This window comes from Micromonospora sp. CA-249363 (assembly GCF_050950185.1).
Taxonomy (GTDB): domain Bacteria; phylum Actinomycetota; class Actinomycetes; order Mycobacteriales; family Micromonosporaceae; genus Micromonospora.
Window position 1 is genome coordinate 5,959,092 of the sequence record NZ_CP192020.1, and the last position, 13,631, is coordinate 5,972,722.

The 13,631-nt window shown below is 72.2% G+C and carries 16 protein-coding genes; 7 read left to right on the plus strand and 9 right to left on the minus strand.

Features of this window, described 5'->3' with window-relative positions; all coding sequences use genetic code 11:
* Nucleotides 1-21: 21 nt before the first annotated feature.
* The gene (locus tag ACQPZK_RS26540; RefSeq protein WP_433535544.1) at nucleotides 22-1,605 is read right to left on the minus strand and encodes an MDR family MFS transporter; all 1,584 of its coding nucleotides are present in this window, start codon (nucleotides 1,603-1,605) and stop codon (nucleotides 22-24) included.
* A gap of 110 nt (nucleotides 1,606-1,715) precedes the next feature.
* Here ACQPZK_RS26540 and ACQPZK_RS26545 point away from each other — a divergent pair, with 110 nt between their 5' ends.
* Nucleotides 1,716-2,327, plus strand: coding sequence for a TetR/AcrR family transcriptional regulator (locus ACQPZK_RS26545; RefSeq protein WP_433535545.1), 612 nt, complete (start codon nucleotides 1,716-1,718; stop codon nucleotides 2,325-2,327).
* 9 nt (nucleotides 2,328-2,336) lie between these two features.
* Here ACQPZK_RS26545 and ACQPZK_RS26550 read toward each other — a convergent pair whose 3' ends face one another.
* Together ACQPZK_RS26550 and ACQPZK_RS26555 are read right to left on the minus strand one after the other, a co-directional pair.
* Nucleotides 2,337-2,846 (minus strand): GNAT family N-acetyltransferase, encoded by a 510-nt coding sequence (locus ACQPZK_RS26550; protein WP_433535546.1) that lies wholly within the window; start codon nucleotides 2,844-2,846, stop codon nucleotides 2,337-2,339.
* Nucleotides 2,843-3,064 carry a biotin/lipoyl-binding carrier protein gene (locus tag ACQPZK_RS26555; protein ID WP_433535547.1) on the minus strand — a complete coding sequence of 74 codons (222 nt, stop codon included), beginning with the start codon at nucleotides 3,062-3,064 and terminating at the stop codon, nucleotides 2,843-2,845. The genes ACQPZK_RS26550 and ACQPZK_RS26555 overlap by 4 nt, the downstream gene beginning before the upstream one ends.
* A 211-nt stretch (nucleotides 3,065-3,275) precedes the next feature.
* Here ACQPZK_RS26555 and ACQPZK_RS26560 point away from each other — a divergent pair, with 211 nt between their 5' ends.
* Nucleotides 3,276-3,350 (plus strand): 50S ribosomal protein bL37, encoded by a 75-nt coding sequence (locus ACQPZK_RS26560; protein WP_369752275.1) that lies wholly within the window; start codon nucleotides 3,276-3,278, stop codon nucleotides 3,348-3,350.
* Nucleotides 3,351-3,467: 117 nt separating this feature from the next.
* Here ACQPZK_RS26560 and rsrA read toward each other — a convergent pair whose 3' ends face one another.
* The 5 genes from rsrA to ACQPZK_RS26585 form a co-directional block, all read right to left on the minus strand.
* Entirely contained in the window at nucleotides 3,468-3,755 is a 288-nt protein-coding gene (rsrA, locus tag ACQPZK_RS26565; protein ID WP_355050536.1) for a mycothiol system anti-sigma-R factor, read from the minus strand.
* 1 nt (nucleotide 3,756) lies between these two features.
* Nucleotides 3,757-4,584, minus strand: a complete 828-nt coding sequence (locus ACQPZK_RS26570; RefSeq protein ID WP_421473003.1) for a sigma-70 family RNA polymerase sigma factor — start codon at nucleotides 4,582-4,584, stop codon at nucleotides 3,757-3,759.
* A 216-nt stretch (nucleotides 4,585-4,800) separates the two neighbouring features.
* Entirely contained in the window at nucleotides 4,801-5,463 is a 663-nt protein-coding gene (locus ACQPZK_RS26575) for an alpha/beta hydrolase family protein (RefSeq protein WP_433535548.1), read from the minus strand.
* Nucleotides 5,464-5,538: 75 nt separating this feature from the next.
* Complete coding sequence (locus tag ACQPZK_RS26580) at nucleotides 5,539-5,931, minus strand: WhiB family transcriptional regulator (protein WP_355050539.1); 393 nt, start codon at nucleotides 5,929-5,931, stop codon at nucleotides 5,539-5,541.
* Between the two features lie 195 nt (nucleotides 5,932-6,126).
* Nucleotides 6,127-6,837, minus strand: coding sequence for an SOS response-associated peptidase (locus tag ACQPZK_RS26585; protein ID WP_433535549.1), 711 nt, complete (start codon nucleotides 6,835-6,837; stop codon nucleotides 6,127-6,129).
* A 102-nt stretch (nucleotides 6,838-6,939) separates the two neighbouring features.
* On the opposite strand from ACQPZK_RS26585, the gene aroA reads away from it, so the two are divergent.
* The 4 genes from aroA to ACQPZK_RS26605 all read left to right on the plus strand — a co-directional run bounded on the left by aroA (nucleotide 6,940) and on the right by ACQPZK_RS26605 (nucleotide 11,137).
* Nucleotides 6,940-8,238 (plus strand): 3-phosphoshikimate 1-carboxyvinyltransferase, encoded by a 1,299-nt coding sequence (aroA, locus tag ACQPZK_RS26590; protein ID WP_433535550.1) that lies wholly within the window; start codon nucleotides 6,940-6,942, stop codon nucleotides 8,236-8,238.
* A 67-nt stretch (nucleotides 8,239-8,305) separates the two neighbouring features.
* Nucleotides 8,306-9,376, plus strand: coding sequence for a ribosome small subunit-dependent GTPase A (rsgA, locus tag ACQPZK_RS26595; RefSeq protein ID WP_433535551.1), 1,071 nt, complete (start codon nucleotides 8,306-8,308; stop codon nucleotides 9,374-9,376).
* A 28-nt stretch (nucleotides 9,377-9,404) separates the two neighbouring features.
* A complete protein-coding gene (gene hisN / locus ACQPZK_RS26600; RefSeq protein ID WP_433535552.1) occupies nucleotides 9,405-10,223 on the plus strand; it encodes a histidinol-phosphatase in 819 nt (272 codons plus the stop codon).
* A gap of 26 nt (nucleotides 10,224-10,249) precedes the next feature.
* Entirely contained in the window at nucleotides 10,250-11,137 is an 888-nt protein-coding gene (locus tag ACQPZK_RS26605; RefSeq protein WP_433535553.1) for a hypothetical protein, read from the plus strand.
* A 49-nt stretch (nucleotides 11,138-11,186) separates the two neighbouring features.
* Here ACQPZK_RS26605 and ACQPZK_RS26610 read toward each other — a convergent pair whose 3' ends face one another.
* Complete coding sequence (locus tag ACQPZK_RS26610; protein WP_433535554.1) at nucleotides 11,187-12,386, minus strand: glycosyltransferase; 1,200 nt, start codon at nucleotides 12,384-12,386, stop codon at nucleotides 11,187-11,189.
* Between the two features lie 203 nt (nucleotides 12,387-12,589).
* Here ACQPZK_RS26610 and ACQPZK_RS26615 point away from each other — a divergent pair, with 203 nt between their 5' ends.
* Nucleotides 12,590-13,588 (plus strand): SDR family oxidoreductase, encoded by a 999-nt coding sequence (locus ACQPZK_RS26615; protein ID WP_433535555.1) that lies wholly within the window; start codon nucleotides 12,590-12,592, stop codon nucleotides 13,586-13,588.
* Nucleotides 13,589-13,631: the final 43 nt, after the last annotated feature.

A 13,631-nucleotide genomic window follows, 5' to 3' on the forward strand; every position in this document is an offset into this window, starting at 1 on the left:
GGCGCTTTCTCGACGGCGGGGTCAGGCCACCGGGGCCTTGCCGAGGGCGACCTCGGCCTCCTCCTCCGGAGTCGCCTGCGGCGGCGCCTCGTTGGCCGTACGCAGCGGGATCTCCTTGATGAACCAGGCGAGCACCGGGATCACCACGGTGAACAGCACGGCCCAGAGGAACACGTGCGAGATCGCGTCGGCCAGGCCGCCGAGGACCAGCTCGCGCGCCTGGGCGGGCAACTGCTTGAGCTTCTCCAGGTCCATCGCACCACCGCTGGACTCACCGCCGAAGGCCGCGCCGGCGGCGGAGTCGGCCAGCCGGTTGGCGAAGATCGCTCCGAAGAGCGAGATGCCGAACGAGCCGCCGATCGACCGGAAGAACGTGGCCGCGCCACTCGCCGCGCCCAGGTCCTTCTGCTCGACGCTGTTCTGCGCGATCAGCATCGAGGTCTGCATGAGGAAGCCCATGCCCACGCCGAGCACGACCATGTAGAGCGAGGACGTCAGCTTGCTGGTGTTGGTGTCGAGCATCGACAGCAGCGCCATGCCGCTGGCCATCACCACACCACCGACGATCGGGTACGCGCGGTACTTGCCGTTCCTGGTGATCGCCCGACCGATGGCAAGCGACACGACGAGCATGCCGAACATCAGCGGCAGCAGCAGCAGACCGCTGTTGGTGGCCGAGGCCCCCTGGACGGTCTGCTGGTACAGCGGCAGGAAGTTCATGGCGCCGAACATCGCGAAGCCGAGCAGGAAGCCGATCACCGAGATCAGCGCGAAGTTACGGTTGGCGAAGAGCGTCAACGGCAGGATCGGCTCCGGGACCCGACGCTCCACCAGGCCGAACGCCACCAGCGTCACCACCGCCAGCGCGGCGAGCCCGAAGATCTGCGGCGAGGTCCAGTCGTACTCGTTGCCGCCCCACGTGGTGATCAGGACGATCGCGGTGATGCCCACCGAGAGCAGCCCGGCGCCGAGCCAGTCGATCCGGTGCTCGGTCCGGTACTTCGGCAGGTGCATGGTGGTGATGAGCACGAGCAGCGCGATGCCACCCAGCGGCAGGTTGACGTAGAACGCCCACCGCCAGGAGAGGTTGTCGGTGATGAAGCCACCGACCAGCGGGCCGGCCACCATGGCGATGGCCATGATGCCGGCGATCATGCCCTGGTAGCGCCCGCGCTCGCGGGGCGGGACCAGGTCACCGATGATCGCCATCACGCCGACCATCAGGCCGCCCGCGCCCAGGCCCTGCACGGCACGGAAGGCGATGAGCTGCACCATGCCGTCCTCGGGCCCGCCGAACATCCCGGAGCCGGCCATGCCGCAGAGCGCCGAGCCGACGAGGAAGATGCCGACCGAGGTCAGGAAGACCGACTTGCGGCCGTAGAGGTCACCGAGCTTGCCCCAGATCGGGGTGGAGACGGTGGTGCCCAGGACGTACGCGGTGACCACCCAGGTGAAGTGGTTGAGGCCGCCGAACTCGCCGACGATCCGCGGCAGCGCGGTGCTGACGATCATGTTGTCGAGCATCGCGAGCATCATCGCGATCATCAGTCCGAACAGCACGACCCGTACATTGGGTCGCACGTCGGCCTGGGTTGCCTGAGTCATGGGTAAGCTCCCCCGAGGTTGTCGTACTTACTTGCCGCCCGGCTAGTCACCTTACTAGCCGCACGGTAAGTTGGATACCGGCAGACGGTCAAACGAATTGGAGGGCGTGGGTGAGGGAGAGCACAGGCGGCACCCGAGAGCGGATCAAGGCCGTCGCGTTGGAGCTCTTCACCGAGCAGGGGTACGAGAAGACCTCGCTGCGGGAGATCGCCGAGCGCCTCAACGTCACCAAGGCCGCGCTCTACTACCACTTCAAGAGCAAGGACGACATCGTCGCCAGCTTCGTGGAGGATCGGCTCGACCAGATGGACGCGCTGACCGCCTGGGGTGAGTCCCAACCGGCGACCCTGGAGACCCGCCGCGCGCTGATCTCCCGCTACGCCGACACGATGTTCGGCGGCGACATGCCCTCGGTCATGCGCTTCTTCGAGCAGAACCAGACGGTGCTCAAGAGCCTCTCCTCGGGTCAACAGATGCGCGGCCGGATGATGCAGCTCGCCAACGCGCTCTGCCGCGGCGACGACTCTCCCGCCGCCCAACTCCGCGCCGCGCTGTCCCTGTTCGCCGTGCACACGAGTTGGTTCGCCGTACGGGCACCCGGCATCACCGACTCCGAGCGCCGCCGGCTCGCGCTGGAGGTCGCCGACGAGTTGCTGGCCGCCATCGGCACGCCGCGAGACGAGGACGCGACCCCGAGCAGTCCGGCCAACGCCGGCGGCTGACCCCGGCGCTCAGCCCCGGGGCAGTTCCCGCCGCAGGCCGAGCAGGTTCACGCCCGGCACCGGCGACCAGTCCTTCTCCGGCGTCCGGACGAATCCGAGACGCTCGTACAGCCGGTGAGCCGGTACGGCCATCCCCGCGCGGACGCAGATCACGACCGCCGTGCAACCCAGTTCGGCAGCCCGGTCGACGCACGCCCGGGCCAGTACCGCGCCGACACCCCGCCCCTGGGCGGCCGGGTCGACGGCCAGCATGCGGAACTCCGCCTCGCCCGGCCCGGACAGCTCGGCGAACGGAGTGCCCGGCAACACGAAGGTGACCGAGCCGAGCACCGCGCCGGTCACCTCGTCCACGGCGACCAGCACCTCACCGGCGGCGGCGCGGGCCGACACGTCGGCCAGCACCGCCGCGTACCCGTGCTCGCCCTTGAGCTGACCATCCGCCTCGTACGCGGCCACGGTCAGTCGGGCGACCGCCGGGAAGTCGGCCGGGTCGGCGAGCCGGACCAGCAGGCCGGTCAACCAATCACCGCGATCAGGTCGCCGTCCTGCACGACGTCGCCCTCGTGGACGGCGAGCTGCTGGACCACGCCGTCGGCCTCCGCGACGACCGGGATCTCCATCTTCATCGACTCGAGGATCACCAGGGTGTCGCCCTCGGCGACGGTGTCGCCCGCCGACGCGACGACCTTCCAGACGTTCGCCACCATCTCGGCGCGGATCTCCTCGGCCATGTCCACGGCCCTCCCTTTTCGCGATGTGCCTGCCGACGTATCCAATCACGCGAGGCCGGGGCATGGGTGCGCAGCGGCGCGGTCGGCCCCGGCAGCAAGGACGAGGTGTCCGTCGCACTACCATCAGCGGGTCGGACCCGACGCCGGGCGGCGGCGTGGATGCAACCGGCGCGAGGCCGCGCGCGAGACGGATCCGACCCATCACGAGGAGGTCAGCATGGCGAAGAAGGCCCGGAAGAAGAAGGCCCGCAAGAAGAGCAGCGCGAACCACGGCAAGCGCCCCAACTCCTGAGCGTGCCGACGGGCCGACAGCCCGTCGACGGTCAGCTCACCCCGGCCGAGGCCGGGTACACCGGTGGCCCGGGTCGACATCGACCCGGGCCACCGGTGCAAGTGCGTACGCCGACGCTCAGTCGGCCAGCTCGCGCGAATCGCTGGTCTCGAAGACCACCAGCTCGGTGAGCTTGACCCGCAGCCGCTCACGCAGTTGGTCCGGCGCGGTCTCGTTGCCGCAGCAACGCGCGACCAGCGCCCGCACCTCCTGCTCGAGCCCGTACTCGCGCAGGCACGGCCCGCACTCGTCGAGGTGGTGCCGGATCAACGCGCGCCGCTCGTCGGCGCACTCGAGATCCAGGTAGAGGTAGACCTCCGCGAGCACCTCGCGGCAGTCCGTCTCGTGCGGCTCTCCACAGCTCACGTCACACCTCCCGGCCGGCAGCGGCAGCGGTCGAGCCCTTCGCGGACCGTGCCGGGCTGAAGCCCCGCTCCGCGGCGTACTGCTCGAGCAGCTTGCGCAGATTACGACGGCCACGGTGCAGACGCGACATCACGGTGCCGATCGGCGTGCCCATGATGTCGGCGACCTCCTTGTAGGAGAAGCCCTCGACGTCCGTCAGGTAGACAGCGAGGCGGAACTCCTCCGGCAACTGCTGGAGGGCCTCCTTCACGTCGCTGTCCGGCAGCCGGTCCAGAGCCTCGGTCTCGGCCGAGCGCAGACCGCTGGAGGTGTGCGACTCGGCCTCGGCGAGCTGCCAGTCGGTGATCTCCTCGGTCGGCGCCTGGATCGGCTGGCGCTGCCGCTTGCGGTAGGAGTTGATGTAGGTGTTGGTCAGGATCCGGTAGAGCCAGGCCTTCAGGTTCGTGCCCTGCTCGAACTGGTGGAAGGCGGCGTACGCCTTCAGGTACGTCTCCTGGACCAGGTCTTCGGCATCCGCCGGGTTACGCGTCATGCGCAGCCCAGCAGCGTAGAGCTGATCGACGAATGGCATCGCGTCCCGCTCGAACCGGGCCCTGCGCTCGTCCGTCTTCTCGGTGGTCAACCGCACATCCCCTCGCGTCGGATGCTTTCCCGCCGAGGATACGCGCACGGACCTGCCCACAGATTCACTTCCGGCCGGTGTGCTCGTGCTCACCGCACCCGCCCCGCCCGGTCCCGCTGTCACGGGCCAGTCCGGACCATCCAGCAGCCGCCGTAGCTGCCGGGCGTCCCGCTCATCCCGTTCCAGGCTTCGTGTCTCGGTCGGCACCGGTCACCCCCCTCGCAGAAAAGTCATCCGGGGTTAGTAACGCGAGATGACCACTGGGGCATTCCGTCCGGCTCTCCCGTTCCTGGTCCCGGCCCCGGTGACGCCGGCGCTGGGACCAGGAAGGGCCTGGGAGGACTGGCGCCACCTGTCCGGATCGGGCCGGCGGCACCATCGGATGCAACGACCCGCGCCCGGCACCGGAAACGGTCCCCGAGGTCAGTCGGCCGTCCAACCGTGGGAGCGCAGCCAGTCCCGTACGACCACGCCGGTGCCGGTCGGGTCGCGCCGCAGGTCGTGCGTCTCTCCCGGCCGGGTCACGACCTGCACGCCCGGTCCGGACCCGGGCACGCCGAACGGGTCCCGGTCGCCGTTGACGACGAGCGTCGGCAGGCCGGTGGCGAGTTCGGCGGCCCGGGACCGCTCCGGCCTGCCCGGCGGGTGCAGCGGAAAGGCCAGCGCGAGGACGCCGGACGCGCCGACCGCGCCGGCCGTCCGGCAGGCCACCCGCGCGCCGCTGGAACGACCACCGACGAGAATCGTGGGTACGTCCGCGTAACGCTCGCGCAGCGCGGCCAGCACCGCCGTCCACGCCTCGTCGAGGTGCCCGGCGGGGGCCGGCGCGCGACGGCCGGCGACCCGGTAGGGCTGCGTCACCCGGATCACCGTCAGGCCGGCCGTCACCGCCGCGTCCCGAACCGCGAGCAGGTCGGGCGCGTCCACGCTGCCGCCCGCCCCGTGCCCGAGCACCAGGAGGGCGGCCGGCGCGCGAGCCACCGCGACACCGGCCGCGCGGCCCGGTGGAACGGTCGGCCCGACCGGTGGGTCGGTGTCGATCCGCGCCGGACCGCGCGGGGTGTCGATCTCTTCGCTCGGCAGCACCGGCCCATTCTGCGCCGACCGGGCCGGTCACCGGGATCGGTTCGCCGCCGTGGTCGGCTCAGCGGCACGCGATGGTCAGCTCAGCGGCACCAGAGTGAGCAGGCGGTCGCGGACCGGCGGACCGGCGTCGTCGACCGCGTCCGGGTCCGGCTCGACCTCGCCGCGCCAGGCGACAAGCATCGCCCGCCGCTCGCGGGGTGTGGTCGCCCCCCAGACGCCGTGACAGTCGCCGACCTCAAGCGCCCACGCCAGACAGGAACCCTGCACGTCGCAACTGCGGCACAGCGCGACGGCGGCATCCGCCGGTTCGTTCGGCGCCGGAAAGAACGTCTCCGGATCGACGCTCTGGCACGTGCCTCTGGTGCGCCACGCCTCGTCCTGTCGACGTTCTCGTAGAGCCCTGAGCAACCGCGGATCTCTGCGTGCCGCAGCCACCTCGTGCGGGCGGGGCATACGCGCCCGTGTCATTCCACCCACCTCCCCCGTGGGACCGGCAGGATCGGTGAAGTCGTCCGCCCCGTGCGAATCGACAGCCACTACCGGCGCTGTGTTGTATCGCACTTTCGGACACCGGGACAAGAGGCTTTCGGGAACATGGCTGAACGGCCAGGCGACGAATCGATCAGAACCTGGCAAATCGGCGCTCGACGATGCCTCTCATTCTCAGAACAGGGTCAACTCCGGTGGGGACGACATGGCCGGAACGGACACACGGGCGGACAACTCCGGGCCGTCGTTGCGGACGTCGCCCACCGCCGGCCCGACCGGGCGGATCTCCAACCCGCCGAGAAGGTCGGACGACACGGGCTCGAGCAGACGCTCCGGCTCGTCGCACGGCGTCAGCCATGAGGACCACCGCTCGGGCGCCAGCAGTACCGGCATCCGGTCGTGCACCTCGGCGAGCTCGCCGAGCGCCGCGGTGGTCAGCACGCTGAAGGTGAGCCGGCTGTCCGCCCCGGACTCCCAGAACGACCAGATCCCCGCCAGGGCGAGCACCGAGCCGTCAGCCGGGGTCAGGTAGTACGCCTGCCGGCCGCCGTCGGGGCGGCGGACCCACTCGTACCAGCCGTCGGCCGGGACGAGGCACCGACGGCGGGCGAACGCGCCGGCGTACGCCCGACTGGTCGCCACCGTCTCGGACCGTGCGTTGATCATGCGGGCCGCGCCGGCGGCGGACCGCGACCAGTGCGGCAGCAGGCCCCAGCGGGCGACGCAGAGGCTGCGGTGCCCCTCGGGGCTGAGCCGGACCAGCGGGACGCGGTCGGTGGGCGCGACGTTGTGATCGGGCCGGAGCACCCCGTCGGTATCGTCGGACGACTCGAACAGGGCGCTCAGCTCACCGGCGCCCCGGGTCGTCGCGTACCTGCCGCACATGCGCTCACGCTAACCCGTCGAGGGCCCCGCCTGCTGTCCCGCCAACCGGGAGTACGCAAGCCGGTCGGCGTCACCCACCGGCCGACACGGCAGAATGTAACCGTGGGGAATCTGACCGCGACCCGGCCGCCACAGCCGTGGGCCGCACCGACCGCGTCCGACCCGGTGGCGGCGACGCTGCGCCTACCCGGCTCCAAGTCGATGACCGCACGTGCCCTAGTGCTCAGCGCCCTGGCCGCCGGGCCGTCGACCCTGGCCGAGCCGCTGCGCGCCCGGGACACCGAGCTGATGTCCGCCGGCCTGCGCGCGATGGGCGCGCACGTCTCGATCAGTGACGACGAGCGCTGGCTGGTCCGGCCGCACCCGCTGGTCGGCCCGGCCCACGTGGACGTGGGTCTGGCCGGCACCGTGATGCGGTTCCTGCCGCCGGTGGCCGGTCTGACCGACGGGCAGGTCACCTTCGACGGCGACCCCTACACCCGCAAGCGGCCGCTCGGCCCGCTGGTCGAGGCGCTGCGCTCGCTGGGCGTCCGGATCGACACCAGCGACACGGGCAGCCTGCCGCTGACCGTCTTCGGCGCCGGTGCGGTCACCGGCGGCGAGGTGGTGATCGACGCGTCCGCGTCCAGCCAGCTGGTCTCCGGTCTGCTGCTGGCCGCACCGCGCTTCGACCGGGGTCTCGTCGTACGCCACGTCGGCCCGCCGGTGCCGTCCGCGCCGCACCTGCGGATGACCGTGCAGATGCTGCGGGCCGCCGGCGCCGCGGTCGACGACAGCACCCCGGACGTGTGGACCGTCGAGCCCGGCCCGCTCACCGGGCGCGGCTGGGAGATCGAGCCGGACCTCTCCGGCGCGGTACCGTTCTTCGCCGCGGCCCTGGTCACCGGCGGTGAGGTGACGCTTCAGGGCTGGCCGCACCGCAGCGCGCAGCCGGTCGAGCAGCTTCGCTCGCTGCTTCAGCGGATGGGCGGCGAGGTCACCCTCTCCACCGCCGGGCTCACCGTCCGGGGCACCGGGGTGGTGCACGGCCTGACCGCCGACCTCTCCGACGTCAGCGAGCTGACCCCGGCGCTGACCGCGCTGGCCATGCTCGCCGACTCACCCTCGGTCTTCACCGGCGTCGAGCACATCCGCGGCCACGAGACCGACCGACTCGCCGCCCTCGCGCAGGAGTTCACCGCGCTCGGGGCCGACGTCACCGAAACGCCCGACGGCCTTCAGATCCGGCCCCGGCCGCTGCGCGGAGGGGTCTTCCGCACCTACGACGACCACCGCATGGCACACGCCGCCGCGGTGGCCGGGCTCGCCGTGCCCGGCATCGAGGTGGACGACGTCGGCTGTACCTCCAAGACCATGCCCGAGTTCCCGGCACTATGGTCAGCGATGGTGACCGGCAAGTGAGCTGACGCGGAAAAGAGGACGGGTCCTGGCGACGAAGCGGCGGGAGTACGACGAGGACGACGTACGGGTGAGGCCCGGCAAGTCCTCGCGTCCGCGTACGCGCACCCGGCCCCGGCACGAGGACGCGGTGGACGGCTTCGTCATCGCCGTCGACCGGGGCCGCTACCAGTGCGTGCTGTCCGGCGCCGAACGCGGCGTGGTCGGCGCCGAGCTGCCGACGGTGACCGCGATGCGGGCCCGGGAGCTGGGCCGCAAGTCGGTGGTCGTGGGCGACCGGGTCAGCCTCGTCGGGGACACCTCCGGCGCGCAGGGGGCTCTCGCCCGGATCGTCCGGATCGCCGAGCGTCGCTCGGTGCTGCGCCGTACGGCCGACGACGACGAGACCACCGCCGAGGGTCGGTTGGAGCGGGTCGTCGTGGCCAACGCGGACCAGTTGGTGATCGTCAGCGCGTTGGCCGACCCGCCGCCGCGCACCGGGTTCATCGACCGCTGCCTGGTGGCCGCGTACGACGCGGACGTCGAGCCGCTGCTCTGCCTCACCAAGGCCGACCTGGCCGGCCCGGAGGAGGTGCTGGGCTACTACACGGAGCTGGAGTTGCCGTACGTGCTCAACCGCCCCGACTCCGACCTCGACGCGCTGCGCGCGCTGCTCAGCGGTCGGGTGTCCGTGCTGGTCGGGCACTCCGGGGTGGGCAAGTCGACGCTGGTGAACCGTCTCGTCCCGGACGCCGCACGCGCGGTCGGGGTGGTCAGCGCCATCGGTCGCGGCCGGCACACCTCCACCAGCGCGGTGGCGCTGCGGCTGCCAGCGGTGCCCGGCGTCGACACCGACCCGGGCTGGATCATCGACACCCCCGGCATCCGCAGTTTCGGGCTGGCGCACGTCTCCGCCGACAGCCTGCTGCACGGGTTTCCCGACCTGGTGGAGGGCACCGTCGACTGCCCGCCCAACTGCCCGCACACCGCCGACGAGGCCGACTGCGGGCTGGACGCCTGGGTGGCCGCCGGCAAGGCCGATCCGCGCCGGCTGGCGTCGTACCGCCGGTTGCTGGCCTCCCGCGCCGGCGACGGCGACGCGCGCGGCGAGGGCGACCAGCGCGGGCCTGGCGAGGGCGACCGGCGCGGGCCCGACGAGTGACCCGGTGGACGTCGGCTAGGTTGCCGGCATGACCGGGTACGCCGACGACCTCGCCCTCGCCCACCTGCTCGCGGACCGCGCCGACGCCATCGCCACGGCCCGGTTCCGAGCGCTCGACCTGCGGGTGGACACGAAGCCGGACCTGACACCGGTCTCCGACGCGGACACCGCCGTGGAGCGGGAGATCCGGACGCTGCTGGCCGAACACCGGCCCGCCGACGGGCTGCTCGGTGAGGAGTACGGCGCGCAGCCGGCCACCGGACCGGGTGGCCGGCGGTGGATCGTCGACCCGATCGACGGCACCAAGAACTTCGTCCGTGGGGTGCCGGTGTGGGCCAGCCTCATCGCGCTGTACGACGGTGACCGTCCGGCGGTCGGCGTGGTGTCCGCTCCCGCGCTGGGACGGCGCTGGTGGGCGAGCGCGGGCGGGGGCGCGTACGCCGGTCCGGGTCCCGCCGCGGGCGAGCGGATCGGCGTCTCGGCGGTCCGCAGCGTCGCCGACGCCAGCGTCTGCTACTCGTCGCTGACCGGCTGGGAGGACGCCGGACGCCTCGACGCGATGCTCGACCTGCTGCGAGCCGGCTGGCGCAGCCGGGCGTACGGCGACTTCTACGGCTACATGCTGCTCGCCGAGGGGGCGTTGGAGGTGATGGTCGAGCCGGAACTGTCCCTGTGGGACGTGGCGGCGGTGGTGCCGATCGTGACCGAGGCGGGCGGCACGATCACCGATCTGACCGGTCGGCCCGCGCCGACGGGCGAGCCCGGCACCGAGAGCAGCGTGGTGGCCACCAACGGTGTGCTGCACGCCGACATCCTCACCCTGCTGGATCGACCAGCCGAGCGCTGACTCCCGACAACCTCTATCCTCGCCAGGTGGTCTCCTCCGGCTGGTGCTTCCTCGCGGCGATGATCGTCGCGTACGGCTTCGCCAACCTCCTCCAGTCGGTCGCCGCGGCCCGCACCACCGTGCACCACACCTTCGATCCGGGTCTGCTGCTGAGGCTGGCCGGGCACCGGACGTACCTGGTCGGGTTGACCTGCCAGATCGGCGGTTTCGTGCTCGCGTTCCTGGCCCGGCGCGATCTGCCCCTGTTCCTGGTGCAGGCGAGCGTGGCGGCCGGCCTCGGGGTGACCGCGATCATCGGTGTGCTGGTGCTGAAGTGGCGGTTGCCGATGGCGGAGGTGGCCCTGTTGGCCCTGCTCTTCGCCGGGATCACCGCGTTGGTGCTGGCCGCACGGCCGGCGCCGTCGAAGCAGCTCGGCACCGCCGGCTCGGTGGCCCTGCTGGTGGCGCTCGGAGTCATCGCGGTGCTCGGTATCTTCGCCGTCCGACTGCACGGCGCCCCCGGTTCGGTGGCGCTGGGCTCGCTGGCCGGGTTGGCGTTCTCCTCGGCGGCGGTCGCGGCCCGGCCCCTGGCCTCCGCGCCGTCGGCCGAGGCGTTCCTCGCCGATCCGCTGTTCTACCTGCTGATCGGCCACTCGATCGTCGGCCAACTGCTGCTCGGCCTGGCCATGCAGCGCGGTTCGACGACCGCCGCCGTCGCCGCCATGGACGCCGCCGGAGCGGTGCCCGCGGCGATCGTCGGCCTGCTGCTGCTCAACGACAAGATCTGGCCGGGGCGGGAGTGGCTGGCCGCCGCCGGTTTCCTGGTCACCCTGGCCGCCGTGATCGGCCTGACCCGGTACGCCCAGCCGCAGCAGCACCGCGCGGCGGCACGCCGCCGTGACCGGGACATGGTCGGCGCCGGCCGACCCGCCTGACAAACAGCCCACGCCGCGTCGCACGGACGCGGCGTGGGCTGCTGTCGTCTCAGGCTTCGACGGGCTTGCGGCGGCTCACCACCCGCTCGTAGAGGCGTTCCAGCGCCCCGGCGGTCCGCTCCCAGGTGTAGCTGCTGCGGACCCGGTCCACGGCGGCATGACCGTAGGCGAACCGGCCGGCGTTGTCGGCGAGCAGCCGGCGCAGGGACAGCCCCAGCGTCCGGACGTCGCCGGGTGGCACGAGGCGGCCGGTGACCTCGTCGACGACGGCGTCCGCCAGGCCGCCCATCGCGTAGCCGACGACCGGTACCCCGCACGCCATCGCCTCCAGCGAGACGCGTCCGGCCGAGGAGTAGTGCGGGGTGCAGGCCACCACGTCGGCCGAGCGGTACCAGGTCGCCATCTGGTCGTGCGGTACCGCTCCGACGAGGCGTACCTGCTCGGCGACCCCGGCGCGCTCGGCCAGCTCGCGCAGGCGTCGCGCCTCGGTGTGGTTGGACAGTTGGTCGGCCGGTGGGCCGCCGGCGATCACCAGTTCGGCGTCACCGACCAGCCGCATCGCCCGGATCAGGTCGTCCTGGCCGTGCCCCGGCGACAGCCCGCCGACGGAGAGGATCCGGGCCCGCTGTTCACGCGGAGCCGCCTCGCCGTCCGGGTGGAACTGCGCGGTGTCCACCCCGGCCGGCACCATCGCCACGGAGGTCCGTTGCAGACCCATCCGGGTCAACTCGTCCACCTCGTCGTTGGACTGGGCCACGGCGATGTCCACCGCCCGGGTCAGCGCCCGTTCCAGCGGGATGCGCTCCCCCGGGCCGTCGTACCCGCCACCGAGGTGGCGCAACTGCTCCACGCCGAGCGAGTGGAAGGTCTGTACGACCGGGATGTCGGTCTCCCGGACGGCGTGCGCGGCGGCCAGCCCTCCGATCCAGTAGTGCCCGTGCACCACCTCGGGACGCCAGGCGCCGCCCCACTCGTCGGTCAGCCAGCGCCCGAACTCGGTGACGTGCGGGACGAGTCCGGCGGTGGCCAGGGCGGTCGGAGGCCCGACGGGCACCCGGTGCACCTGGTAGCCGTCGACGTCCACCGTCGCCGGCAGGTCCGGGTCGTCCCGGCGCTCGTAGATGCGGACATCATGGCCTCTGCCAGCCAGCTCGGCGGCGACCCGCGCGATGTGTTGTCGGGTGCCGACCGGCGGGCCGTCGGCGTGCCGGTACGAACTGCTGTGCGCGCAGACGAGGCCGACGCGCATGGGTCACCTCCCTGCGATCTCTTCCTCGGCGGTCCCGGTCAGAGCGTCCCATTAACCTGCGGGCCCCGAGTCGAAACCTGGCAGATCGGGAACAGTCACCGCAGGTGCCACCGACACTTGCGCCACGGCAATCACACCGGTCCCGAATCGGATCGTCGTCGGCCGGTGGTATGACCAGCCCCGAGCCGGGGTACCGCTGAAAGATGCCGCTGACCCGGAGCCTCGACGACTCGACCGTGGTGATCACCGGTGCGTCCAGCGGGATCGGCACCGCCACCGCGTACGCACTGGCACGGCGTGGCGCCGCCGTGGTCCTCGCCGCCCGCAGTGAGCAGGCGCTCCAGCAGGTCGCGCAGCGCTGCCGGCAACTGGGCGGCCGGGCGTTGGCCGTACCCACCGACGTGACCGACCTCGATTCCGTGCAGCGCCTCGCCGAGCGGGCGGTGGTCGAATTCGGCCGCGTCGACGCCTGGGTGAACAACGCCGCGGTGAGCGCGGTGGGTCTGTTCGACGAGATCCCGGTCGCCGAGTTCCGGCGCGTACTGGAGGTCAACCTGCTGGGCACGGTGCACGGCATCAAGGCCGCGCTGCCGCACCTGGAAGCGGCCGGCGGGGGCGTGCTGGTCAACAACGCCTCGGTGCTGGCGGAGGTGGCGATGCCGTACCAGTCGGCGTACAACGCCGCCAAACACGGCATCCGCGGCCTGGCCGACACGGTCCGGCAGGAACTGCGGGTCACCGGTCGAGGGCAGATCTCCGTCTGCACCGTGCTGCCGGCCACCATCGACACCCCGTTCTTCCGGCACGCGGCCAACCACAGCGGTCGCGAGCTGGTGCCACCTCCGCCGATCTACCCGCCGGAGGTGGTCGCCCAGACGATCGTGCGGCTGCTGCGCCGACCGCGCCGGGAGGCGTACGCCGGTGGCGCCGCCCGGCTGCTCGGCCTCCAGTGGCGGCTCGCGCCCGCGCTGGTCGAGCGGACCCTCGGCTGGTACGCCCACCGCACCCAGTTCGGCCCGGGCGCCCGGGTGGACAGCACGGGCAACGTGTTCCACGCCGACGGGCAGGCCAGCCGGGACGGCGGCTGGCACGGTCGACGGCGTCAGTTGGTGCGGATGACGGCGGCGTTCGGTCTCGCCGCGGCCGGCACCGCCGTCGGCACGATGGCCGCGATCAACCGCCGATCCCGGTCGGCCCGCTGATGGCGGGCCCTGCCCCGGTTACGGCGGGAGGGCAGCGGGTAGT

Bases quoted from the DNA above. Each gene is read 5' to 3' on its own strand.
- ACQPZK_RS26580 (WP_355050539.1), bottom strand. From the start codon at position 5,931: ATGACACGGGCGCGTATGCCCCGCCCGCACGAGGTGGCTGCGGCACGC.
- ACQPZK_RS26615 (WP_433535555.1), top strand. From the start codon at position 12,590: ATGCCGCTGACCCGGAGCCTCGACGACTCGACCGTGGTGATCACCGGT.
- ACQPZK_RS26540 (WP_433535544.1), bottom strand. From the start codon at position 1,605: ATGACTCAGGCAACCCAGGCCGACGTGCGACCCAATGTACGGGTCGTG.
- ACQPZK_RS26610 (WP_433535554.1), bottom strand. From the start codon at position 12,386: ATGCGCGTCGGCCTCGTCTGCGCGCACAGCAGTTCGTACCGGCACGCC.
- ACQPZK_RS26585 (WP_433535549.1), bottom strand. From the start codon at position 6,837: ATGTGCGGCAGGTACGCGACGACCCGGGGCGCCGGTGAGCTGAGCGCC.
- hisN (WP_433535552.1), top strand. From the start codon at position 9,405: ATGACCGGGTACGCCGACGACCTCGCCCTCGCCCACCTGCTCGCGGAC.